19 protein-coding genes and 2 rRNA genes (1 of these 21 cut by a window edge) are annotated in these 21,408 nt (G+C 70.1%); 5 read left to right on the top strand and 16 right to left on the bottom strand.

What is annotated here, in order from left to right; translation table 11 throughout:
* Positions 1–131 precede the first annotated feature (131 nt).
* Complete coding sequence (argS, locus tag JO379_RS15850; RefSeq protein ID WP_130878863.1) at positions 132–1,889, top strand: arginine--tRNA ligase; 1,758 nt, start codon at positions 132–134, stop codon at positions 1,887–1,889.
* A gap of 66 nt (positions 1,890–1,955) precedes the next feature.
* Here argS and JO379_RS15855 read toward each other — a convergent pair whose 3' ends face one another.
* The 6 genes from JO379_RS15855 to JO379_RS15880 form a co-directional block, all read right to left on the bottom strand.
* The gene (locus JO379_RS15855) at positions 1,956–2,381 is read right to left on the bottom strand and encodes an ATP-binding protein (RefSeq protein ID WP_130878862.1); all 426 of its coding nucleotides are present in this window, start codon (positions 2,379–2,381) and stop codon (positions 1,956–1,958) included.
* 165 nt (positions 2,382–2,546) lie between these two features.
* Entirely contained in the window at positions 2,547–3,536 is a 990-nt protein-coding gene (hemB, locus tag JO379_RS15860) for a porphobilinogen synthase (protein ID WP_130878861.1), read from the bottom strand.
* Positions 3,533–5,182, bottom strand: a complete 1,650-nt coding sequence (locus JO379_RS15865) for a bifunctional uroporphyrinogen-III C-methyltransferase/uroporphyrinogen-III synthase (protein WP_130878860.1) — start codon at positions 5,180–5,182, stop codon at positions 3,533–3,535. Before JO379_RS15865 ends, hemB begins: the two co-directional genes overlap by 4 nt.
* Positions 5,179–6,168, bottom strand: a complete 990-nt coding sequence (gene hemC, locus JO379_RS15870; RefSeq protein WP_278046324.1) for a hydroxymethylbilane synthase — start codon at positions 6,166–6,168, stop codon at positions 5,179–5,181. The genes JO379_RS15865 and hemC overlap by 4 nt, the downstream gene beginning before the upstream one ends.
* An 83-nt stretch (positions 6,169–6,251) precedes the next feature.
* Positions 6,252–7,694 (bottom strand): glutamyl-tRNA reductase, encoded by a 1,443-nt coding sequence (locus JO379_RS15875; protein WP_130878858.1) that lies wholly within the window; start codon positions 7,692–7,694, stop codon positions 6,252–6,254.
* Between the two features lie 70 nt (positions 7,695–7,764).
* Entirely contained in the window at positions 7,765–8,532 is a 768-nt protein-coding gene (locus JO379_RS15880) for a redox-sensing transcriptional repressor Rex (RefSeq protein WP_130878857.1), read from the bottom strand.
* A 347-nt stretch (positions 8,533–8,879) separates the two neighbouring features.
* On the opposite strand from JO379_RS15880, the gene JO379_RS15885 reads away from it, so the two are divergent.
* From JO379_RS15885 to JO379_RS15900, 4 genes are all read left to right on the top strand, one after another.
* The gene (locus tag JO379_RS15885; RefSeq protein ID WP_130878856.1) at positions 8,880–9,158 is read left to right on the top strand and encodes a glutaredoxin family protein; all 279 of its coding nucleotides are present in this window, start codon (positions 8,880–8,882) and stop codon (positions 9,156–9,158) included.
* Between the two features lie 125 nt (positions 9,159–9,283).
* On the top strand, positions 9,284–10,243 hold the full coding sequence (locus tag JO379_RS15890) for an HAD family hydrolase (RefSeq protein ID WP_130878855.1): 960 nt from the start codon (positions 9,284–9,286) through the stop codon (positions 10,241–10,243).
* Between the two features lie 438 nt (positions 10,244–10,681).
* A complete protein-coding gene (locus JO379_RS15895; RefSeq protein ID WP_130878854.1) occupies positions 10,682–11,464 on the top strand; it encodes an ECF subfamily RNA polymerase sigma factor, BldN family in 783 nt (260 codons plus the stop codon).
* 203 nt (positions 11,465–11,667) lie between these two features.
* A complete protein-coding gene (locus JO379_RS15900; RefSeq protein WP_130878853.1) occupies positions 11,668–12,879 on the top strand; it encodes a DUF5667 domain-containing protein in 1,212 nt (403 codons plus the stop codon).
* Between the two features lie 290 nt (positions 12,880–13,169).
* Here the strand turns inward: JO379_RS15900 and JO379_RS15905 are convergent, their stop codons facing one another.
* From JO379_RS15905 to JO379_RS15950, 10 genes are all read right to left on the bottom strand, one after another.
* Positions 13,170–14,192, bottom strand: a complete 1,023-nt coding sequence (locus JO379_RS15905) for a lysophospholipid acyltransferase family protein (RefSeq protein WP_130878852.1) — start codon at positions 14,190–14,192, stop codon at positions 13,170–13,172.
* A gap of 14 nt (positions 14,193–14,206) precedes the next feature.
* Entirely contained in the window at positions 14,207–15,253 is a 1,047-nt protein-coding gene (locus JO379_RS15910; protein ID WP_130878851.1) for an NAD-dependent epimerase/dehydratase family protein, read from the bottom strand.
* 229 nt (positions 15,254–15,482) lie between these two features.
* Positions 15,483–15,581 carry a 30S ribosomal protein bS22 gene (locus JO379_RS15915; RefSeq protein WP_003948845.1) on the bottom strand — a complete coding sequence of 33 codons (99 nt, stop codon included), beginning with the start codon at positions 15,579–15,581 and terminating at the stop codon, positions 15,483–15,485.
* 110 nt (positions 15,582–15,691) lie between these two features.
* Complete coding sequence (locus JO379_RS15920; protein WP_067299677.1) at positions 15,692–15,901, bottom strand: helix-turn-helix domain-containing protein; 210 nt, start codon at positions 15,899–15,901, stop codon at positions 15,692–15,694.
* Positions 15,902–16,029: 128 nt separating this feature from the next.
* On the bottom strand, positions 16,030–16,845 hold the full coding sequence (locus JO379_RS15925; protein ID WP_130878850.1) for a phosphatase: 816 nt from the start codon (positions 16,843–16,845) through the stop codon (positions 16,030–16,032).
* Positions 16,846–17,057: 212 nt separating this feature from the next.
* Positions 17,058–18,230 (bottom strand): acetoin utilization protein AcuC, encoded by a 1,173-nt coding sequence (locus JO379_RS15930; protein WP_209515445.1) that lies wholly within the window; start codon positions 18,228–18,230, stop codon positions 17,058–17,060.
* Positions 18,181–19,449: an MFS transporter gene (locus JO379_RS15935; protein ID WP_209515446.1), complete on the bottom strand. Its 1,269-nt coding sequence runs from the start codon at positions 19,447–19,449 to the stop codon at positions 18,181–18,183. The genes JO379_RS15930 and JO379_RS15935 overlap by 50 nt, the downstream gene beginning before the upstream one ends.
* A gap of 148 nt (positions 19,450–19,597) precedes the next feature.
* Entirely contained in the window at positions 19,598–20,242 is a 645-nt protein-coding gene (locus JO379_RS15940) for an HAD family hydrolase (RefSeq protein WP_130878847.1), read from the bottom strand.
* 68 nt (positions 20,243–20,310) lie between these two features.
* Positions 20,311–20,427, bottom strand: a 5S ribosomal RNA gene (rrf, locus tag JO379_RS15945).
* Between the two features lie 73 nt (positions 20,428–20,500).
* A 23S ribosomal RNA gene (locus tag JO379_RS15950) occupies positions 20,501–21,408 on the bottom strand (it continues 2,216 nt past the right edge of the window).

Below are 21,408 nucleotides of genomic sequence, written 5' to 3' on the forward strand. Positions count from 1 at the left end.
CCATTGTCCCAGACGGAAGGGGGCGCTCCGGGGTTGCTCGCAGCCGGGCGAAATACCATCCCGGCCCGCGAGGGGCGCGTGGGATACTCGGTCGTATCGAAAATGCCCTCTACCGGAACGGCACCCACCCCATGGCATCGGTTCCTTCCCTCGCTTCCTCGCTCGACCGGCGCATCGCGGACGCCCTTTCGGCAGCACTGCCGGAGGCCGGTGCCGCCGACCCGCTGCTGCGACGAAGCGACCGGGCCGACTTCCAGGCCAACGGGATGCTGGCGCTCGCCAAGAAGCTGAAGGGCAACCCGCGCGAGCTCGCGGCGAAGGTCGTCGAGCAGCTGCCGGCCGGTGAGTTGATCAAGGACATCGAGGTCTCGGGCCCCGGCTTCCTGAACATCACGATCACCGACGAGGCGATCACCCGGACCCTCGCCGAGCGCGCCGCCGACGACCGTCTCGGCGTGCCGTTCGCGGAGCAGCCGGGCACCACGGTCATCGACTACGCCCAGCCGAACGTGGCCAAGGAGATGCACGTCGGCCACCTGCGCAATTCGGTGATCGGCGACGCGGTCGTGCGGATCCTGGAGTTCTCCGGCGAGAAGGTCGTGCGCCGGCACCACATCGGCGACTGGGGCACCCAGTTCGGCATGCTCATCCAGTACTTGATCGAGCACCCGCACGAGCTGGACCACAAGGGCGGCGAGGTCTCCGGCGAGGAGGCCATGTCGTCGCTCAACCGGCTGTACAAGGCGTCGCGGACGCTCTTCGACTCCGACGAGGAGTTCAAGGCCCGGGCCCGGCGCCGGGTGGTCGACCTCCAGGCCGGTGACGAGGAGACCCTCGCGCTGTGGCAGCGGTTCGTCGACGAGTCGAAGATCTACTTCTACTCGGTCTTCGACAAGCTCGACGTGGAGATCCGCGACGAGGACATCGTCGGCGAGTCCGGTTACAACGACATGCTCGCCGAGACCTGCCGGCTGCTGGAGGAGTCCGGTGTCGCCGTCCGTTCCAACGGCGCGCTGTGCGTCTTCTTCGACGACGTCAAGGGCCCGGACGGCAAGCCCTCGCCGCTGATCGTCCAGAAGTCCGACGGCGGCTTCGGCTACGCGGCCACGGACCTGTCCGCGATCCGTGACCGGGTGGGCAACCTCCAGGCCGACACCCTGCTGTACGTGGTGGACGCCCGGCAGTCCCTGCACTTCAAGATGGTCTTCGAGACGGCCCGCCGGGCCGGCTGGCTGACCGAGGGCACCAAGGCCGTCCAGCTCGGTTTCGGCACGGTGCTCGGCAAGGACGGCAAGCCGTTCAAGACCCGTGAGGGCGAGACGGTCCGGCTGGTCGACCTGCTCGACGAGGCGATCGACCGCGCGACGGCCGTCGTCCGGGAGAAGGCCCAGGACCTGACCGAGGAGCAGATCGCCGAGCGGGGTGCGCAGGTCGGCATCGGCGCGGTGAAGTACGCGGACCTGTCGACGTCGGTCTCCCGGGACTACAAGTTCGACCTGGACCAGATGGTGTCGCTCAACGGCGACACGAGCGTCTACCTCCAGTACGCCTTCGCCCGGATCCAGTCGATCCTCCGCAAGGCGGGCGGGGCCCGTCCGGTGGCCCACCCGGAGCTCGCGCTGGCCCCGGCCGAGCGCGCGCTGGGCATGCACCTGGACCAGTTCGGGGAGAACCTCGCCGAGGTCACGGCCTCCTACGAGCCGCACAAGCTGGCCGGTTACCTCTACCAGCTGGCCTCGCTCTACACGACGTTCTACGCCGAGTGCCCGGTCCTCAAGGCCGACACCCCGCAGCACGTCGAGAACCGTCTCTTCCTCTGCGACCTGACGGCCCGCACCCTGCGGCAGGGCATGTCGCTCCTGGGCATCCGGACGCCCGAGCAGCTGTAGTCGGACGCGGGGTGGGGCCCCTTTCGCGGACGTCCCGTGCGTCACGGGAATTCGCGGAAGTGAGCCCTACCCCGCTCCCAGTTCGAACCAGATCAACTTGCCCGACAGCCCCTGTGGTTGGTCCCGCAGCTCGAAGCCGCCCCAGCTGTCGGCGCACATGCGTACGAGCCCCAGCCCCCGCCCCTGCTCGGCGTCCACCTCGGGCAGCGCCGCCAGATCCAGCCGGGGCAGCCGGGGGTTGGTGTCCCACACGGCCACCCGCACCCGGTCGCCGTCCTGCTTGACCCGCACGGACGCGGGGCCGTCGGAGTAGCGGTAGGCGTTGGTGACCAGTTCCGAGGTCAGCAGTTCGGCGGTGTCGGCCAGTTCCGGGAAGCCGTGCTCCTCGAAGATCGTGCGGAGCGTACGGCGGGCGATGCAGGGTGCCATGGGGTCGGCGGGCACCTGGAGCGTGTACTCCCAGTCGTCGGTGAGTTCGGGATCGGTACTCATGCACGCCTCCGGACTGTAAGCGGTGTGCTACACACCGTAAGGAAGGCAGTGCCCCGGTTTCCAGGCGGGAATGCGTGAACGCCCCCGAATCCGGAAACGACGATGGCGGCGTCCCCCTCGGGGGGACGCCGCCATCGGTGTGTGCGCGTACGAGCGGCGGCCGGGCTACAGCTGCCGGGCGACCTCGGTGGCCCAGTACGTGAGGATCATGTTCGCGCCCGCCCGCTTGATGCCGGTGAGCGATTCCATGATGGCCCGGTCGCGGTCGATCCAGCCATTGGCCGCGGCGGCCTCGACCATCGCGTACTCACCGCTGATCTGGTAGGCGGCGACGGGGACGTCCACCGACTCGGCGACCTTGGCGAGGATGTCGAGGTAGGGCAGGGCCGGCTTGACCATGACCATGTCCGCGCCCTCGGCGAGGTCGAGCGACAGCTCGCGCAGCGACTCGCGGACGTTGGCCGGGTCCTGCTGGTACGTCTTGCGGTCGCCCTGGAGCGAGGAGCCGACGGCCTCCCGGAAGGGGCCGTAGAACGCGGAGGCGTACTTCGCGGTGTAGGCGAGGACCGAGACGTCCTCGTGGCCGGTCTGGTCCAGCGCGTCACGGATGACGCCGACCTGGCCGTCCATCATGCCGCTCGGACCGACCACATGGACGCCCGCGTCGGCCTGGACCTGCGCCATCTCGGCGTAGCGCTCCAGCGTCGCGTCGTTGTCCACGCGGCCCTCGGAGTCGAGGACCCCGCAGTGGCCGTGGTCGGTGTACTCGTCGAGGCACAGGTCGGACATGATGACGAGTTCGTCGCCGACCTCGGCCCGCACATCGCGGATGGCGACCTGGAGGATGCCGTCGGGGTCGGTGCCGGCGGTACCGGCCGCGTCCTTCTTGGCGTCCTCGGGCACGCCGAAGAGCATGATCCCGGCGACGCCGGCCTCACGTGCCTCGACGGCCGCCTTCCGCAGGGTGTCGCGGGTGTGCTGGACGACGCCCGGCATCGCGGAGATCGGCACCGGCTCGCCGATGCCCTCCCGCACGAAGGCGGGAAGGATCAGCTCTGCCGGGTGCAGCCGGGTCTCCGCGACCATGCGGCGCATGGCCGGGGTGGTCCGCAGCCGCCGGGGGCGAGCCCCGGGGAAGGTTCCGTACGTGCTCAACTCCGTGCCCTTCTACGCGATCCGGGCCGCCGCTCGCTCGGGCGGGTGACCGGGTCGCCGGCCTCCAGGGCCGCGTCGCGCCGGGCCGCACCGAAGTCCGCGAGCGCCTCGGCCAGCTTGTGCACCGAGGGCTCAGGCGACAGCACGTCCACCCGCAGGCCGTGCTCCTCCGCGGTCTTCGCGGTGGCGGGGCCGATGCAGGCGATGACGGTGACATTGTGCGGCTTGCCGGCGATGCCGACCAAGTTCCGCACGGTGCTGGAGGAGGTGAACAGCACGGCGTCGAAGCCGCCGCCCTTGATCGCCTCGCGGGTCTCGGCCGGCGGCGGGGAGGCCCGTACGGTCCGGTAGGCGGTGACGTCGTCGACCTCCCAGCCCAGCTCGATCAGGCCCGCCACCAGGGTCTCGGTGGCGATGTCGGCGCGCGGCAGGAAGACGCGGTCGATCGGGTCGAAGACCGGGTCGTAGGGCGGCCAGTCCTCCAGCAGACCGGCGGCCGACTGCTCGCCGCTGGGCACGAGGTCGGGCTTCACACCGAACTCGATCAGCGACTTGGCGGTCTGCTCACCGACGGCCGCGACCTTGATGCCGGCGAAGGCACGCGCGTCGAGCCCGTACTCCTCGAACTTCTCGCGCACCGCCTTGACGGCGTTGACGGACGTGAAGGCGATCCACTCGTAGCGGCCGGTGACCAGGCCCTTGACCGCGCGCTCCATCTGCTGCGGAGTACGCGGCGGCTCGACCGCGATGGTCGGGACCTCGCTGGGCACGGCGCCGTACGAACGGAGCTGGTCGGAGAGCGAGGCGGCCTGCTCCTTGGTCCGCGGGACGAGAACGTTCCAGCCGAAGAGCGGCTTGGACTCGAACCACGAGAGCCGGTCGCGCTGCGCGGCCGCGCTGCGCTCACCGACCACGGCTATGACCGGCTGGCCGCCGTCCGGGGACGGCAGCACCTTGGCGGCCTTGAGTACCTGCGCCAGCGTCCCGAGGGTCGCGGTCCAGGTGCGCTGGCGGGTGGTCGTGCCGGCGACGGTGACGGTGAGCGGGGTGTCGGGCTTGCGCCCGGCGGAGACCAGCTCACCGGCGGCCGCGACGACCGAGTCGAGGGTGGTGGAGACGACTGCGGTCACCTCGCTCGCGCCGACCTCGGACCAGCAGGTGTCCGAGGCGGTGCGGGCGTCGAGGAACCGTACGTCGGCGCCCTTGCCGTCGCGCAGCGGGACACCGGCGTAGGCGGGCACGCCGACGGCCGTGGCGACGCCCGGCACCACCTCGAAGGTGATGCCCTCGTTCGCGCAGGCCAGCATCTCGTCGGCCGCGTTGCCGTCGAGGCCCGGGTCGCCGAGGACGGCACGGACGACCCGCTTGCCGCCGCGCGCGGCCGTCATGACAAGATTGGCAGTGTCCCTAAGGACGGGGATGTCGGCGGTTTTTGATGCCTCATCAGTAACCGTCTGGGCAGGCATGTCCACATGGGCGCGCGCATGCGCACGCACCACGTCGAGCACCTGCGGATCGGCGATCAGGACGTCAGCGGTCGCAAGTGCCTCCACGGCGCGCAGCGTCAGCAGTCCCGGGTCTCCGGGGCCGGCACCGAGGAAGGTGACGTGCCCGTGCACGGGGTGGATCGGGGCGGTGGGGTTCAAAGTGCTCGCTCCCCCATAAGACCGGCCGCACCCTTGTCGAGCATCTCGGCGGCGAGTTCGCGGCCGAGGGCCACGGCTTCTTCGCTGGACGACGGTACGGGACCAGTGGTGGACAGCTGCACCAACGTCGTGCCGTCGGTCGAGCCGACGACGCCGCGCAGGCGCATTTCAGTGACAATCTGCCCGTCGGCCAACAGGTCGGCCAGCGCACCCACAGGTGCGGAGCAGCCGGCCTCCAGGGCGGCGAGCAGGGAACGCTCGGCGGTCACGGCGACCCGGGTGTACGGGTCGTCGAGCTCGGCGAGCTGTGCCGCGAGGGCCGTGCCGTGCACCTGGTGCACGGCGAGGCACTCGATGGCCAGCGCCCCCTGACCGGGGGCGGGCAGGACCGCGTCGGCGTCCAGGAACTGGGTCGCCTCCCCGATCCGGCCGATGCGGGTGAGACCGGCGGCGGCGAGAACGACTGCGTCGAGCTCGCCATCGGTCACAAAACCGACGCGGGTGTCGATGTTGCCGCGGATCGGCACGGTCTCGATCTCGAGTCCGTGCGACCGCGCCCACGCGTTGAGCTGCGCCATGCGGCGCGGCGATCCGGTGCCGATCCGGGCCACCCCGTTCCGGGAGGACGCCGGGAGGGTCTCCAGGGTCAGCCCGTCACGGGCGACCAGGACGTCCCGGGGGTCCTCACGGGCCGGGATCGCGGCCAGGACGAGGTCGTCCGGCTGCGCGGTCGGCAGGTCCTTGAGGGAATGCACGGCGAAGTCGATCTCGTGGGAGAGCAGCGCGTCACGCAGCGCGGAGACGAAGACTCCGGTGCCGCCGATCTGCGCGAGGTGCTCCCGCGAGACATCGCCGTACGTCGTGATCTCGACCAGCTCGACCGGTCGCCCGGTGAGCTGGTGGACCGCCTGTGCCACCTGGCCGGACTGGGCCATGGCGAGCTTGCTGCGGCGGGTGCCGAGGCGCAGCGGCCGCTGGTCGGACACGGCGCCGTGCGGGCCGGGCGCGCCGGCGGTGCTGTGCGCACCGGCCGCGGCCTTGCCCCAGGCGGCCGTGGAGGGGGTGTCGTTCATGCCGGCTCCCGTCCGGGGTCACGCGTGTCGGCCCGGCTGACGGCGGCGACCGCCTGCGGGTCGAGATCGAAGAGTTCCCGCAGGGCGTCGGCGTAGCCGGCGCCACCGGGGGTCGAAGCCAGCTCCTTGACCCGCACGGTGGGCGCGTGCAGGAGCTTGTCGACGACGCGCCGCACGGTCTGCGTGATCTCCGCGCGCTGCTTGTCGTCGAGGTCGGGAAGGCGGCCGTCGAGCCGGGCGATCTCGCCCGCGACGACGTCCGCGGCCATGGTGCGCAGGGCGACCACGGTGGGCGTGATGTGCGCGGCCCGCTGGGCGGCGCCGAAGGCGGCGACCTCGTCGGAGACGATGGACCGCACCTGGTCGACGTCGGCGGCCATGGGCGCGTCGGCGGAGGCCTCGGCGAGCGACTCGATGTCGACGAGGCGCACGCCGTCGACCGCGTGCGCGGCGGCGTCGATGTCGCGGGGCATCGCGAGGTCGAGGAGCGCGAGGACGACCCCGTCAGCCGGGGTGCCCGGGACGTCCGAGCCGTCCCGGCAGGTCTCGTCGACGGCGCAGAGCGCGTCACCGTGACCGGCGTCCGTACGGGCGGCGAGGGCAAGGCGTATGGCGTCGGCCGTCAGCACCAGGCCCGTCGCACCGGTGCAGGAGACGACGACGTCCGCGCGGGACAGCTCGTCCGCCACGGCGGTCATCTCCACGGCGGAGGCCGTGAAGCCGCCGCGGGCGGCGGGGCCCGCGGGCTCGGTGAGGATCGCGGCGAGGCGCCGCGCCCGCTCGACCGTGCGGTTGGCGACAGCCACGTGGGCCACGCCCGCGCGCGCGAGGGTCGCGGCGGCGAGGGAGGACATGGAGCCGGCGCCGATGACGAGGGCGCGCTTGCCCGCGGCCCAGTCGGCGACGGGCGTGTCGCGGGCGAGCTGCTCCAGGCCGAAGGTCACCAGCGACTGGCCGGCCTTGTCGATGCCGGTCTCGCTGTGGGCGCGCTTGCCGACGCGCAGGGCCTGCTGGAAGAGGTCGTTGAGCAGGCGGCCCGCGGTGTGCAGCTCCTGGCCGAGGGCGAGCGCGTCCTTGATCTGGCCGAGGATCTGCCCCTCGCCGACGACCATCGAGTCCAGCCCGCAGGCCACCGAGAAGAGGTGGTGGACGGCCCGGTCCTCGTAGTGCACGTAGAGGTGGGGGGTCAGGTCGTCCAGGCCGACGCCCGTGTGCCGGGCGAGCAGCGTGGACAGCTCGGCGACACCGGCGTGGAACTTGTCCACGTCGGCGTACAGCTCGATGCGGTTGCACGTGGCGAGCACGGTCGCCTCCGTGGCGGGCTCGGCCGCCAGCGTGTCGTGCAACAGCTTGGCCTGGGCGTCCGCCGTGAGGGCGGCGCGCTCCAGCACGCTGACGGGCGCGCTGCGGTGGCTCAGGCCGACGACGAGCAGGCTCATGCTCCACCCTCGCTTCGCTCGGGCAGGCCTGCGTCCCCGACGCGCCCGTCGGATCGCTCGATGCGCTCGCTCATGCCGGCATCACGGCGGGGACATCCCCGTCCGGTCCCTTTCGGCCGCCGCCGGCCGTGCGCGGCACGCGGGGCGGGGTGGCGGCGGTGGTCTGCGCGGCGTCCTCGCCGGCCTTGCGCTGCTCGTGGAAGGCGAGGATCTGCAGCTCGATCGAGAGGTCGACCTTGCGGACGTCCACGCCCTCGGGCACGGAGAGGACGGTGGGCGCGAAGTTGAGGATGGACGTGACCCCGGCCGCGACGAGCCGGTCGCAGACCTGCTGTGCGGCACCCGCGGGGGTGGCGATGACGCCGATGGAGACGCCGTTGTCCGTGATGATCGCTTCGAGTTCGTCGGTGTGCCGCACGGGCAGGCCGGCGACCGGCTTGCCGGCCATGGCCGGGTCGGCGTCGATCAGCGCCGCGACACGGAAGCCGCGGGAGGCGAAGCCGCCGTAGTTGGCCAGGGCGGCGCCGAGGTTGCCGATGCCGACGATGACGACCGGCCAGTCCTGGGTCAGGCCGAGCTCACGGGAGATCTGGTAGACGAGGTACTCGACGTCGTAGCCGACACCGCGGGTGCCGTACGAGCCGAGGTAGCTGAAGTCCTTGCGCAGCTTGGCTGAGTTGACCCCCGCCGCGGTCGCGAGCTCCTCGGAGGAGACCGTGGGGACCGAACGCTCGGAGAGCGCGGTCAGCGCACGCAGATACAGCGGAAGCCGGGCGACGGTGGCCTCGGGAATCCCTCGGCTTCGGGTCGCCGGTCGGTGAGTTCGGCCAGTTGCCACGGTGCTCCTGCGGGTAGAGCGGGGCTGCGGGCGGCGCCTTGTCCCAGGACCGCCCCGTCGAACGCAGGCTATGCCTTTGTGAACGCGTGCACAAAGATGGTGTCCGCTTTGTCCGGGCAAAGTGACCGGCGTCACGCGGTGTTTCGGCCCGGTCCGGGAACCATTGCCCGCACCATCGCGACCGCCACACCGATCACTCCCGCACCAAGGGTGCGCCGACGGGGACACGCGCGCTCACTCCTCATCGCCATACCCCCGGACACCAACAAATCGCCACATGATGGTAGTCGACTCAGGCACCCAATCGAGCCGCCGAGCTCGCGCGCCCTACGGGCACAATGGCCTGCATGAGCCCGCTGCTGCGCCGAAACGCCCGTAAGAACCCCGCCGACAGCACGGTGACGCTGATCGGCAAGCCCGGCTGCCACCTGTGCGACGACGCGGAGGCCGTGATCGCCGAGATCTGCGGCGAGCTGGGCGCCCGCTGGGAGAAGAAGGACATCACCGAGGACGAGGAGCTGTACCGCAAGTACTGGGAGCAGATTCCGGTGATCCTCGTCGACGGCGCGCAGCACGACTTCTGGCGGGTGAATCCGGCGCGCCTGCGGAAGGCCCTCGGCGGCTGACCCCGCTGCCCGCACGGCCCCGCGGCCACTCCCCGCGCGGAGAGTGACGAACACGTCTCGTGAAGTTCACGTCACTGAATCGTTCCGACTCCGGTTACCCCGAACAAACTGGCTATGCTCCCGACATGGCCGCACTGGGATGGATCACTCCGCGCAGGCGCTCCGCCACCGCACGCAGCGTGCTGGCCGGCGAGGCCGCGGCGGAGGCAGCCCGCAAGTCCGCGCAGGAGAACGCGGACGAGACCGCCGCGCAGGCCGAGCGGCGGCCACCCGCCCCGGAGAAGCCCGCCGAGCCCGAATTCCCCGTCGCCGGCGATGTACGGGCCGCGGCCTTCTTCGACCTCGACAACACCGTCATGCAGGGCGCCGCCCTCTTCCACTTCGGCCGCGGCCTCTATAAACGGCACTTCTTCCAGAAGCGCGAGCTGGCCCGCTTCGCCTGGCAGCAGGCGTGGTTCCGGCTGGCGGGCGTCGAGGACCCCGAGCACATGCAGGACGCGCGCGACAGCGCCCTGTCCATCGTCAAGGGCCACCGGGTCTCGGAGCTGATGTCCATCGGCGAGGAGATCTACGACGAGTACATGGCCGAGCGCATCTGGCCGGGCACCCGGGCGCTGGCCCAGGCCCATCTCGACGCGGGCCAGAAGGTGTGGCTGGTGACCGCCGCGCCCGTCGAGACCGCGACCATCATCGCCCGCAGGCTGGGCCTGACCGGCGCGCTCGGCACGGTCGCCGAGTCCGTCGGCGGCGTCTATACGGGCAAGCTCGTCGGCGAGCCGCTGCACGGCCCCGCGAAGGCCGAGGCGGTGCGGGCGCTGGCCGCGGCCGAGGGCCTGGACCTCTCCCGCTGCGCGGCCTACAGCGACTCCGCCAACGACATCCCGATGCTGTCGATCGTCGGCTACCCCTACGCCGTGAACCCGGACAGCCGGCTGCGCAAGCACGCGCGGGAGCGCGGCTGGCGGCTGCGCGACTACCGGACGGGCCGCAAGGCGGCCAAGGTCGGCATCCCGGCAGCGGCCGCCGCGGGCGCCCTGGCGGGCGGCGCGGCCGCGGCCGTCGCCCTGCACCGCCGCCGCCGCTGACGACCTGACCGATCGGGGAGCGCTCCCCGCGTCGCCTTCCCCCGGGCGGGTGTCACCCCCCGCTGCCGTTGTCGGCCCGTATTCGGCCATCTGTGCCGAACGGGCGGCAACAGGGCGTAACCGAAGGTGACCCACAGGCAATCCTGTTGTCATACCCCCACACGGCCCCCGACAGTCCTTCCGTGTCCGGATTGCCACAACACGCTGCCCAATCGGCCACACATGTGCCCCATTGCGTCAACTTCCGTTCACAGTTCGATATTTGATCGAGCGTCAATCAGTAAGAGATCGAACGGAAACGATGATTTGAGCAACTCGGTGTAGCGCTGCCTGTACGAAGCGTTATTCTCCTCAGACGCAAACCGGTACCCCCTTGTCCCTACGACGAGTGAACGGTCCCGCACTGCACGTGATGGAAGCTCTGCCTCTGGGAGTCCCGTGTACCCACACGTCGGGGTTGACGCCTCGGGCCTGGCTACGCTGCGCGCAACGGTCATCGACCGTCTGCGCGGCTTCGTCCCCACCGCGTACGCCGTCCCCGCCTTCGCCACACCCGTCCCCGCCGGCCCCTGCTACGCCCTCGCCGAGGGCAGTGCGGCGGTCGGCAGACGCGCCCGCCGCGGCGCCGGCGCCGGTACGTCCACTACGACCCGCCGCCCGAGTGCCGACAGCGACAGCGCCCGCATGCTCGACCTGGTCGAGCGCGCCCAGGCCGGCGAGGCCGAAGCCTTCGGCCGCCTCTACGACCAGTACGCCGACACCGTCTACCGCTACATCTACTACCGCGTGGGCGGCCGGGCCACGGCCGAGGACCTCACCAGCGAGACGTTCCTGCGCGCCCTGCGCCGCATCGGCACGTTCACCTGGCAGGGCCGCGACTTCGGGGCCTGGCTGGTGACCATCGCGCGCAATCTGGTCGCCGACCACTTCAAGTCGTCGCGGTTCCGGCTCGAGGTGACCACCGGCGAGATGCTCGACGCCAACGAGGTCGAGCGCAGCCCCGAGGACTCCGTCCTGGAGTCCCTCTCCAACGCCGCCCTCCTGGAGGCGGTGCGCAAGCTCAACCCACAGCAGCAGGAGTGCGTCACCCTGCGCTTCCTCCAGGGCCTGTCCGTCGCCGAGACCGCCCGCGTGATGGGGAAGAACGAGGGCGCGATCAAGACCCTCCAGTACCGAGCCGTGCGCACTCTGGCCCGGCTCCTCCCGGACGACGCGCGCTGACCCTGTGCACCCGTTCACTCACCAGCGGTCACATCGCCCCGATCGCGTAACCCGACTGCGGAACCGCTCGTTGTGCGGGATGCAGACTCCCTGCCGTCGCGCCATGCCCGTAGCAACTCACTCGATCGAGTGGATGCGCTCAAGGCGTGCAACCCTCCAGGTTTCAGGGGAGTCGACCGTCATGACGAGAGGAGGTGCCGCCTGTGATCGCGAACGTTTCGGCGCACCGGCGGGCGAACGCCTTCGCCCAGGCCCTGGAGGACCAGGAACTCCAGGGCGCGGCGGCCGCACAGCCCGGCCCATCGGTGGACGACACCGAGCAGGGGAAGTTGCTGGCCTTGGCGAGCGGGCTCGGAGAGCTGCCCGCACCCGAGTTGGATCCCGAGGTCAGGACCGTGCAGCGGGCGCAGCTGATCGCTGCCATGGAGTCCCACTTCGCCGGTGAAGCGGCCACGGTCCCCGAGCCCCGCACGGGCGCGGCGGGCGGCCGGACCGCGGGCAAGGGCACCCACCGGGCCGGGCCACTGAGCCGGCTCAAGCCACGCTCCCGCTGGTCCAAGGGGCTCGCCGCCGGCGGGCTCACCGTGGGCGTGGCGGCAGGCGCGTTCGGCGGCGTGGCCGCGGCGAGTTCCAATGCCCTGCCCGGCGATTCGCTCTACGGACTCAAGCGCGGCATGGAAGACCTCAGGCTCGGTCTGACCGACGACGAGGCCGACCGCGGCAGTCTGTTCCTCGACCGGGCCTCCACCCGGCTGTTCGAGGCCCGCCGCCTCATGGAGCGCGGCCGGGTGGGCCACCTCGACCACGAGTCCCTGGGCGAGATCCGCAAGACCCTCTCCGGCATGACCCACGACGCCTCGGAGGGCCACCGCCTGCTCCACAAGGCCTACGAGCGGGACGGCTCGCTCGGCGCGATCCAGCGGCTGTCCTCGTTCGCCTCCTCGCACCGCGAGGGCTGGAGCCAGCTGCGCGAGAAGCTGCCCCTCCAGCTGCACGACGTGGGCGACCAGGTCAGCTCGGTCTTCGCCGCCATAGACGACGAGGTCGGACCGCTGCTGCCCACCACCCCGGGGGGCAAGCACGACGCGCCGGGTGCCCCGCACGCACCCAAGCACGGCACCCCGGGACGCGCGGGTCACTCCGCGCAGCCGCCCCAGGCGTCGTCCACTTCCGACGGCAAGCGCTCGGGCGGCAAGCCCCGCTCGGCGTCCCCCGGCGGCCACGACGACGGCCAGGGCCTCCTCGGCGGCACGGGCCTGCTCCAGCCCCAGCCCAGCTCCGACAGCTCGGGATCGGCCAAGCAGCCCCAGCACGGCAAGGACGGCAAGCCGTCCAAGCAGCCGGACATCACCATCCCGCCCCTCCTCCCGGACATCCTCCCGGGCCTCGGCATCCACGGCGAGGACGCGAGCTAGACGGCGGAAACAGGCGGTCGGTGTTCTTCACTCGGACAGAGGCGCGGACAACGCCTCAGAAGAACACCGGCCGCCGCGCTTCGCCTCCGGCGGGGCAAGGCTGACCGCCGCGCCGACCGCGTCGGACTCCGTCCGCTTTTCTCACGCAAGGCGCGCTCCCGCTCAGAACGAAACCGCCGCGGCGGCTTGCCTCCGGCAGGGGGGCGTGACCGGCCGCCGCTGCGAAATCCGGCCCGAAGGGCCATCGCGTCGGACTCCGTCCGCCGACCCCGGGCAAGGCTCGCTTCCGTCTAGAAGAACACCGACCGCCGCTGCACCAGCAACTTGTACAGCGTGTGCTGAATCGTTTCGCGCACCTGGTCGGTCAGGTTGAACATCACCATGGGGTCGTCCGCAGCCTCCGGCGCATAGCCGTCCGTCGGGATCGGCTCGCCGAACTGGATCGTCCACTTCGTCGGCAGCGGCACCATGCCGAGCGGCCCGAGCCAGGGGAAGGTGGGCGTCAGCGGGAAGTAGGGAATGCCGAGCAGCCGCGCCAGCGTCTTCGCGTTGCCGACCATCGGGTAGATCTCCTCCGCCCCGACGATCGAGCACGGCACGATCGGCGCCCCGGCCCGCAGCGCGGTGGAGACGAAGCCGCCCCGCCCGAAGCGCTGCAGCTTGTACCGCTCCGAGAACGGCTTCCCGACCCCCTTGAAGCCCTCCGGCATCACGCCCACCAGCTCGCCGCGCTCCAGCAGCTTCTGCGCGTCCTCGACACAGGCGAGGGTGTGCCCGAACTTACGGGCCAGCTCGTTGACGACCGGCAGCATGAAGACGAGGTCCGCCGCGAGCATCCGTACATTGCGGTTGGCGGGGTGCTGGTCGTGGATCGCCATCTGGAGCATCAGACCGTCGACGGCGACCGTCCCCGAGTGGTTGGAGACGATCAGCGCCGCCCCCTTCTCCGGGATGTTCTCGATGCCCTTCACCTCGACGCGGAAGTACTTCTCGTAGATCGGGCGCAGCGCGGACATCAGGACCTGGTCGGTCAGCTCCTGGTCGTACCCGAAGTCGTCGACCTCGTACTCGCCCGTGACGCGGCGGCGCAGGAAGCTCAGCCCGTTGGCCAGCTTCCGGTCCCAGCCGCCGTCCGGCTCGCGCGGGCTCCCGGCCGGCTCGGCCTGCTCGGCCGTCCCCGAGGGTTCGTCACGCTGCGGCGGTACGGGCGCGAGCGGCACCGGAGGCTGGTTCGTCCGGGCGCGGCCCACCCGCTTGCCCTTCCGCTTCGACCGTGGCTCCTCGCCGAACGGGATGACCTTCGCATCCGCCATGGTGGCTGCGCTCCTCAGTTCTGGCCGCGGCCGGCAGGCAGGACCGCGGCGATCCGGTCGACGGTACGGGCGAGGGTCTCGGGCGGCAGCAGCCCCGTGCCGCGGCTGCGCGCGAAGTCCGCGAAGGCCTCAGCGGTCGTATAGCGGGGGTGGAAGCCCAGTGTCTCGCGCATCTGGGCGGTCTGAACGACCCGCCCGTGGGTGAGCAGCCGGATCTGCTCGGGCGAGAAGTCCAGGACGCCGACCGAGCGCAGCGCTGAGCCGACCCAGGTGACGGTCGGCAGGAAGAAGGGGAGCGTGGGGCGCCCGAGGCGCCTGGCGGCCTGTGAGAGCAGCAGCACGCCGTCGCCCGCGACATTGAACGTTCCGCTGTTGAGCGTGCCGCGGCGCGGCTCCCCGGCGGCTATCCGCAGGACCTCGATCGCGTCGTCCTCGTGCACGAACTGGAGCCTGGGGTCGAAGCCGAGGACCGTGGGCAGGACGGGCAGCGAGAAGTACTCGGCGAGCGGCGAGTCGGCGCAGGGCCCGAGGATGTTGGCGAAGCGCAGCACGCACACGGCCACATCGGGCCTGCGGCGGGCGAAGCCGCGCACATAGCCCTCGACCTCGACGGCGTCCTTCGCGAAGCCTCCGCTGGGCAGCGATTTGGGCGGCGTGCTCTCGGTGAAGATCGCGGGATCGCGGGGCGCGGAACCGTAGACGTTCGTACTGGACTTGACGACCAGCCGTCTGACGGACGGGGTCTTCTGGCAGGCACCGAGCAGCTGCATGGTGCCGATGACGTTGGTCTCCTTGACCGTGGCCCGGCTGCCGCTCTTGCCGAGCGGGGTGCCGTTGACGTCCATGTGGACGACCGTGTCGACGGCGTGTTCCGCGAGGACCCGGGCGATCGCGGGGTGGCGGATGTCCGCCCGTAGGAATTCGGCCCCGCCGAGGTGGTGCTCGGGTGGCACCGCGTCCACCCCGATGACCCGGTCGACTTCGGGCTCGCGCTGGATCCTGCGGACGAAGCGTCCGCCCAGTTGCCGTGCGACCCCGGTGACGAGCACGACCTTGCCCAAGATCAGCGCCTTCCCTTCCCACCCTTACGCGACGAGCGGTGCCTGGCGGCAACCGTAGCGGCTCGTTGTTGCGCTGTGATGACCACCCGATCCCCCGGGCGATATTTCAAGCCGTAGCGATGGCTTTACTGACCGCGACGTAAGGCGGGCGGTGCCGGGCCCGGAAAGCACCGCAGCCCTCCCACCGTGGACCGGTGGGAGGGCTGCGGGATGATCACAGCGGCGCTGCTTACTTCTTGTTGCGACGCTGAACGCGCGTGCGCTTGAGCAGCTTGCGGTGCTTCTTCTTGGCCATCCGCTTGCGCCGCTTCTTGATAACAGAGCCCACGACTACCCTCGCTTACATCGATTCACTCGGTGCGGGGCGTCCGAGCCCACACGACCTACATCGGGCCAGCCTACCCGGCACCGGGCGAACAGCGTAATCCGAGGTCCTCGTTAGGCGGTTTCCACCCCCACATAGGACTCACGGAGGTACTCGTGCACCGCCTGCTCTGGGACCCGGAACGACCTACCCACCCGGATCGCCGGCAGATGACCACTGTGCACCAAGCGGTACACGGTCATCTTGGACACTCGCATCACCGCGGCGACTTCCGCCACGGTCAGGAACACGACCTCGTTGAGAGGCCTTTCGCCAGCAGCCATGACACACCTGAACCTTCCGCACATGACGCGCACCGGCTTCCCCTCCGGTGACTCCTCGTCGCTGCGCGCTCACTCCCCAGATTAGGGGCGTGTGATGCGAGTGGGGAAGAGGAGCAGCCATCGGCCGCCTACTGTGACAGACACGCTCGATTGAGTACATAGCGAGTAAGCGGTCGGTAGTAATCAGACCGCACAGCGTCATCAAGCGGAACGACCACGGACACCCGTCCCTCGGCCTCTCCGACGAAGGGCGCCGGGTCGTCGGAGTCCGCCAGGCCGATGGCCTCAAAACCCAGCTGACCTGCCGCGCAGACCCATCCGTGGTCCCCGATGACCAGGGCCGGAAGGGGTCCGCCGGAGTCCGCCGCGGCCCCCAGAGCGACCCGAACCGGGAGGGGAGAATGGGTATGCGCGCCCGGCTCACTCCGGGGCGCTCGCGCGCCGGGTTCACGCATCAGCGCGACTCCCCTGACGTAGTCAAGGTTGTAAGTGCGTACGCCGAACCGGGTCGTTATGTCGACACTTCGACCCTGCGCCGGGGTGAGAACACCGCATCCGGCCGCCGAGAGACCGGCGGCCAACGCGGCGTAGAAACCGAGGAGCCGGTGGGGGTGGCCGGTGCCGATCAGCACCGGAGCGCCTGTCGCGGCCACCGTCGCGAGGCGGTCGGCGAAGGCATCGAGTGCCGCGATCGTGCGATCAGGGTCGATCACATCCTGCCCTGAAGTGCGCGCGGGATCGGCCGAAACTCCGCACTTTTGACCCATCAGCTGTAACAACTCATCGAAACACCAGTCGTATTCGGGCTCCAACCCGATCAGCGCCCGTGGATCACGGGCCGCGAACATCCGGTACCGGCTCAGACTCCGCTCGCGGGTCGTGGCCACCGTGCCGGCCAGTCGGGCGACGAGCAGATGTGCGCGCAGGGCGCGGGGGCTCAACACGCTCCCGATGCTGGCGGACCGCCCCGCACCCCACCGCGATTCGTCCCCGGCGTCCCACGCGTGGGCTAACGAGGGGGGGTCCGGGACGGTTCTCGCCGCACCGGGACAGCTCTCGCCGGACCGGGAAGGTTCTCGCCGGACCGGGAAGGCCGGATGACGACCAGGAAGGCCGGCTCCGGCCGCCGTGGCCGCCGCGCCCTCCGAAGGACGGGCTACGGCAGCAGGCCGTGCGCCGGGAACACCGCGCGGCGCGTCGCCAGGATCGCCTGGTCGAGCCGGTCGGCGGGGTCGTACCCGGACGCCTCGAAGTCCCGCCACTGGGGCCGCAGCCCGTCCGTCATCCGCTGCGGCCCCAGCTGCCGGGTACGGGCGTACACCTCGTCCCGCCACTCCTGCGGCACCGCCGCCTCGGGGTCCACCGGCTGCCCCGCGGCGATCGCGACGAGATGGGTCCACGACCGCGGCACCACGTCCACCACCGCGTATCCCCCACCGCCCAGCGCGACCCACCGCCCGTCCGCGTACGCGTGTGCCAGGTCGTGGCACGCCTCCATCACCAGCCGCTGCGCGTCCAGCGACACCGCGAGATGGGCCAGCGGATCGTCGAAGTGGGTGTCCGCGCCGTGCTGCGTCACCAGCACCTGCGGCCGGAACTCCGCCAGCAGCTCCGGCACGACGGCGTGGAAGGACCGCAGCCACCCCGCGTCCCCCGTCCCCGCCGGCAGCGCGAGGTTCACCGCGCCGCCCTCGGCCCCCGGCCCGCCGGCCTCCTCCGGCCACCCGGTCCCGGGGAAGAGCGTCCGGGGGTGCTCGTGCAGCGAGATCGTGAGCACCCGGGGGTCCTCCCAGAACGCCGCCTGGACCCCGTCCCCGTGGTGCACGTCCACATCCACGTACGCGACCCGCTCGGCCCCCAGCTCCAGCAGCCGCGCCACCGCGAGAGAGGCGTCGTTGTACACGCAGAAACCCGCGGCCGACCCCGGCATGGCGTGGTGCAGCCCACCCGCGAAGTTCACCGCGTGCAGCGCGTCACCGCGCCACACCGCCTCGGCCGCGCCCACGGACTGCCCGGCGATCAGCGCCGACGCCTCGTGCATCCCCGCGAACGCCGGATCGTCCTCGGTACCCAGCCCGTACGAGCCGTCGGCCGACCCCGGATCGGCCGACGCCCGCCGCACCGCCGCCACATAGTCCGGCCGGTGCACCAGCCGCAGCGTCGACTCCCCCGCGGGCTTGGCCGCCGCCAGGCGGACCGCGCGGTCCAGCCCGAACGTCTCCACCATCCGCATGGTCAGCGCGAGCCGCACCGGATCCATCGGATGCCCGGGCCCGAAGTCATAGCCCGTTACTGCCTCGTCCCACATCAGTTGTGCGCGGCCGCTCATGGCGACACGGTATAGGGCGGGCGGCGGGGCCGAAGGCGCGGGCATACGGCGCGGTCACGAGCACGAGCAGCAGCGGTACGAGCATGGCCCCGCGGTGGCTCCACACCTCCCCGAGTGCCCCCACAAGCGGCGAACCCACCAGAAAACCCACATAGTTGAAGATATTCAGCCGTGCGACTGCGGCGTCCGAGCCCTCCGGGCCGAGACGTTCAAAGGCGAGCCGGCCGCCCGCGGCGAAGGTCTGCGGCACGATCACACAGAGCCCGAGCCCCAGCACCGTGAACCCCGCTATCCCCACCCACGCCCCCGGCGCCACGGCCACCACCCCGAAGCCCCCGGCCGCGATCACCGCCCCGGCCCGCACGACCGCGTCAGGCCCGAAGCGCCGCACCCCTGCATCCCCGACGGCGCGGCCGAGCAAGGTCATTGCCATATACACGTTGTAAGGCACAGTGGACAGCTGCTCGGAGCTCCCCAGGACGTCCTGGAGGTACTTGGCACTCCAGTTCGCCACCGTCGAGTCCCCTATATAGACGAAGGCCATCACCAGGCACAGGGGAAGCAGAAATCTCATGCCCGGGATGGGCGGAGGGGTGGCGACGACTGCCTGGGCTCGCGGCTTCCGCTGATCCGCACGGTCCGCGTGGCCCGCATGGCCGGCACGGTCCGCATACCAACGGCTCGCAAGGAGGGCTGCCGGGGCGAGGACGGCCATGAGCGGCCCGTAGAGCACGATCAGTGAAAGTCCCCAGTGAGCTCCCGCCCACGCGAGCGACGCCCCCACGATCCCGCCCAGGCTGTACGCGGCGTGGAAGCCGAGCATGATGTTGCGCCCGTACGCCCGCTGCAGGCTCACGCCGAGCATGTTCATCGACGCGTCCAGCGCGCCGACCGCCAGGCCGAAGACGGCGAGCGCGACCGCCGCCTGCGCCAGGCCGTCACCGACGCCCACCGCGAGCAGGGCGAGACAGACGACGGGCTGCGCCCAGCGCAGTACGGCACCGGGCCGCACTCTCTTCACCAGGCGCTCGGTACCGATACTGCCGAATCCGGCGAGTATCGGAACGGCTGCGAGGAAGGCGGGTAACAGCCCGTCGGATATCCCGTAGCGGTCCTGGACCGCGGGTATTCGGGTCACGAGGAGCGCGAAAACCACGCCTTGGACGAAAAAGCTGATGGCGAGGGATATCCGTCCATGCCGCAAGCGCGCTTCCGTCATGGCCCGGGAGCGTATGACCCACCGTGCCGAGTGGACAGAGCGATCACACGAACGCACCCGTCCACATGGGTGAATCGTTCTTGCGGCGAGTCGTCCGACCCACCGGGGTTCCGTGCCCCGGGCGGTCTTCCGTCGAGCGCGGCAGCTGTCAGGCGAGCAGTCGCGGCAGTTCGGTCAGCTCTCCGAAGTACCCCCTGGCACCGGGCAGCCGGTCGGCGGGCGTCATCGACGTGAAGCCGTAGACGTCGATTCCCGCGGCATTCGCGGCCTGGATGCCGAGGGGGGTGTCCTCGATGACGACGCAGCGCTCAGGCTCGACGCCCATCGATCGGGCGGCGTGCAGGAACAGGTCGGGAGCCGGCTTCCCCTGGCCGACGTCCTCGGAGCTGAAAATCCACTCGTCCTCGAACCACTCGTCCAGGCCGGTCCGCCGGTGTCCGACCCGGATCTTCTCGTGGGTCCCGGAGGAGGCGACGCAGTACGCGACACCCTCGGCGACGAGCCATTCCAGTACCTCGGTGACGCCCTTCATCGGCTGGAGCTCCTGCTCGAAGGCGGCGAAGGTGCGGGAATGCAGCGTCTCGTCGAAGTCCGCGGGGAGCTTCTGTCCGGTCCGCTCGAGCACGAGGTCGTGCACACGGTGGACGGCGCCGCCCATGTAGTCCCGAAGGGACTCCTCATAGCTGGTGGGGTGACCCAGCTCGGAGAGGTAGGCGGCGAGGACCGTGTTGGCGATCGGCTCGCTGTCGACGAGTACTCCGTCGTTGTCGAAGATGACGAGGTCATAGCGCATGACGTCACCCTAAACGCAAAAATGCCTCAGGCCCCGAGTGAAAACTCGGGGCCTGAGGCTGAAAAATTGTTCGGCGGCGTCCTACTCTCCCACACGGTCCCCCATGCAGTACCATCGGCGCTGAAAGGCTTAGCTTCCGGGTTCGGAATGTAACCGGGCGTTTCCCTAACGCAATGACCACCGAAACTCTATGAAATTAACCAACCGGAACACAACACGGTCGTTACTTCAGAACCTACACAGTGGACGCGAGCAACTGAGGACAAGCCCTCGGCCTATTAGTACCAGTCAGCTCCAACCGTTACCGGTCTTCCACACCTGGCCTATCAACCCAGTCGTCTACTGGGAGCCTTAACCCCTCAAAGGGGGTGGGAATACTCATCTCGAAGCAGGCTTCCCGCTTAGATGCTTTCAGCGGTTATCCCTCCCGAACGTAGCCAACCAGCCATGCCCTTGGCAGGACAACTGGCACACCAGAGGTTCGTCCGTCCCGGTCCTCTCGTACTAGGGACAGCCCTTCTCAATATTCCTACGCGCACAGCGGATAGGGACCGAACTGTCTCACGACGTTCTAAACCCAGCTCGCGTACCGCTTTAATGGGCGAACAGCCCAACCCTTGGGACCGACTCCAGCCCCAGGATGCGACGAGCCGACATCGAGGTGCCAAACCATCCCGTCGATATGGACTCTTGGGGAAGATCAGCCTGTTATCCCCGGGGTACCTTTTATCCGTTGAGCGACGGCGCTTCCACAAGCCACCGCCGGATCACTAGTCCCGACTTTCGTCCCTGCTCGACCCGTCGGTCTCACAGTCAAGCTCCCTTGTGCACTTACACTCAACACCTGATTGCCAACCAGGCTGAGGGAACCTTTGGGCGCCTCCGTTACTCTTTAGGAGGCAACCGCCCCAGTTAAACTACCCACCAGACACTGTCCCTGATCCGGATCACGGACCCAGGTTAGACATCCAGCACGACCAGAGTGGTATTTCAACGACGACTCCACACACACTGGCGTGCATGCTTCACAGTCTCCCACCTATCCTACACAAGCCGAACCGAACACCAATATCAAGCTATAGTAAAGGTCCCGGGGTCTTTCCGTCCTGCTGCGCGAAACGAGCATCTTTACTCGTAGTGCAATTTCACCGGGCCTATGGTTGAGA

The sequence above is a fragment of the Streptomyces syringium genome, assembly GCF_017876625.1.
Lineage (GTDB): Bacteria > Actinomycetota > Actinomycetes > Streptomycetales > Streptomycetaceae > Streptomyces > Streptomyces syringius.

What these genes read in the sequence shown, in the direction of transcription:
- JO379_RS15935 (WP_209515446.1), bottom strand. Translation starts at nt 19,449, where the DNA reads ATGACGGAAGCGCGCTTGCGGCATGGACGGATATCCCTCGCCATCAGC.
- JO379_RS15905 (WP_130878852.1), bottom strand. Translation starts at nt 14,192, where the DNA reads ATGGCGGATGCGAAGGTCATCCCGTTCGGCGAGGAGCCACGGTCGAAG.
- JO379_RS15885 (WP_130878856.1), top strand. Translation starts at nt 8,880, where the DNA reads ATGAGCCCGCTGCTGCGCCGAAACGCCCGTAAGAACCCCGCCGACAGC.
- JO379_RS15930 (WP_209515445.1), bottom strand. Translation starts at nt 18,230, where the DNA reads ATGAGCGGCCGCGCACAACTGATGTGGGACGAGGCAGTAACGGGCTAT.
- JO379_RS15920 (WP_067299677.1), bottom strand. Translation starts at nt 15,901, where the DNA reads ATGGCTGCTGGCGAAAGGCCTCTCAACGAGGTCGTGTTCCTGACCGTG.
- JO379_RS15890 (WP_130878855.1), top strand. Translation starts at nt 9,284, where the DNA reads ATGGCCGCACTGGGATGGATCACTCCGCGCAGGCGCTCCGCCACCGCA.
- JO379_RS15875 (WP_130878858.1), bottom strand. Translation starts at nt 7,694, where the DNA reads ATGAGCCTGCTCGTCGTCGGCCTGAGCCACCGCAGCGCGCCCGTCAGC.
- JO379_RS15940 (WP_130878847.1), bottom strand. Translation starts at nt 20,242, where the DNA reads ATGCGCTATGACCTCGTCATCTTCGACAACGACGGAGTACTCGTCGAC.
- argS (WP_130878863.1), top strand. Translation starts at nt 132, where the DNA reads ATGGCATCGGTTCCTTCCCTCGCTTCCTCGCTCGACCGGCGCATCGCG.
- JO379_RS15855 (WP_130878862.1), bottom strand. Translation starts at nt 2,381, where the DNA reads ATGAGTACCGATCCCGAACTCACCGACGACTGGGAGTACACGCTCCAG.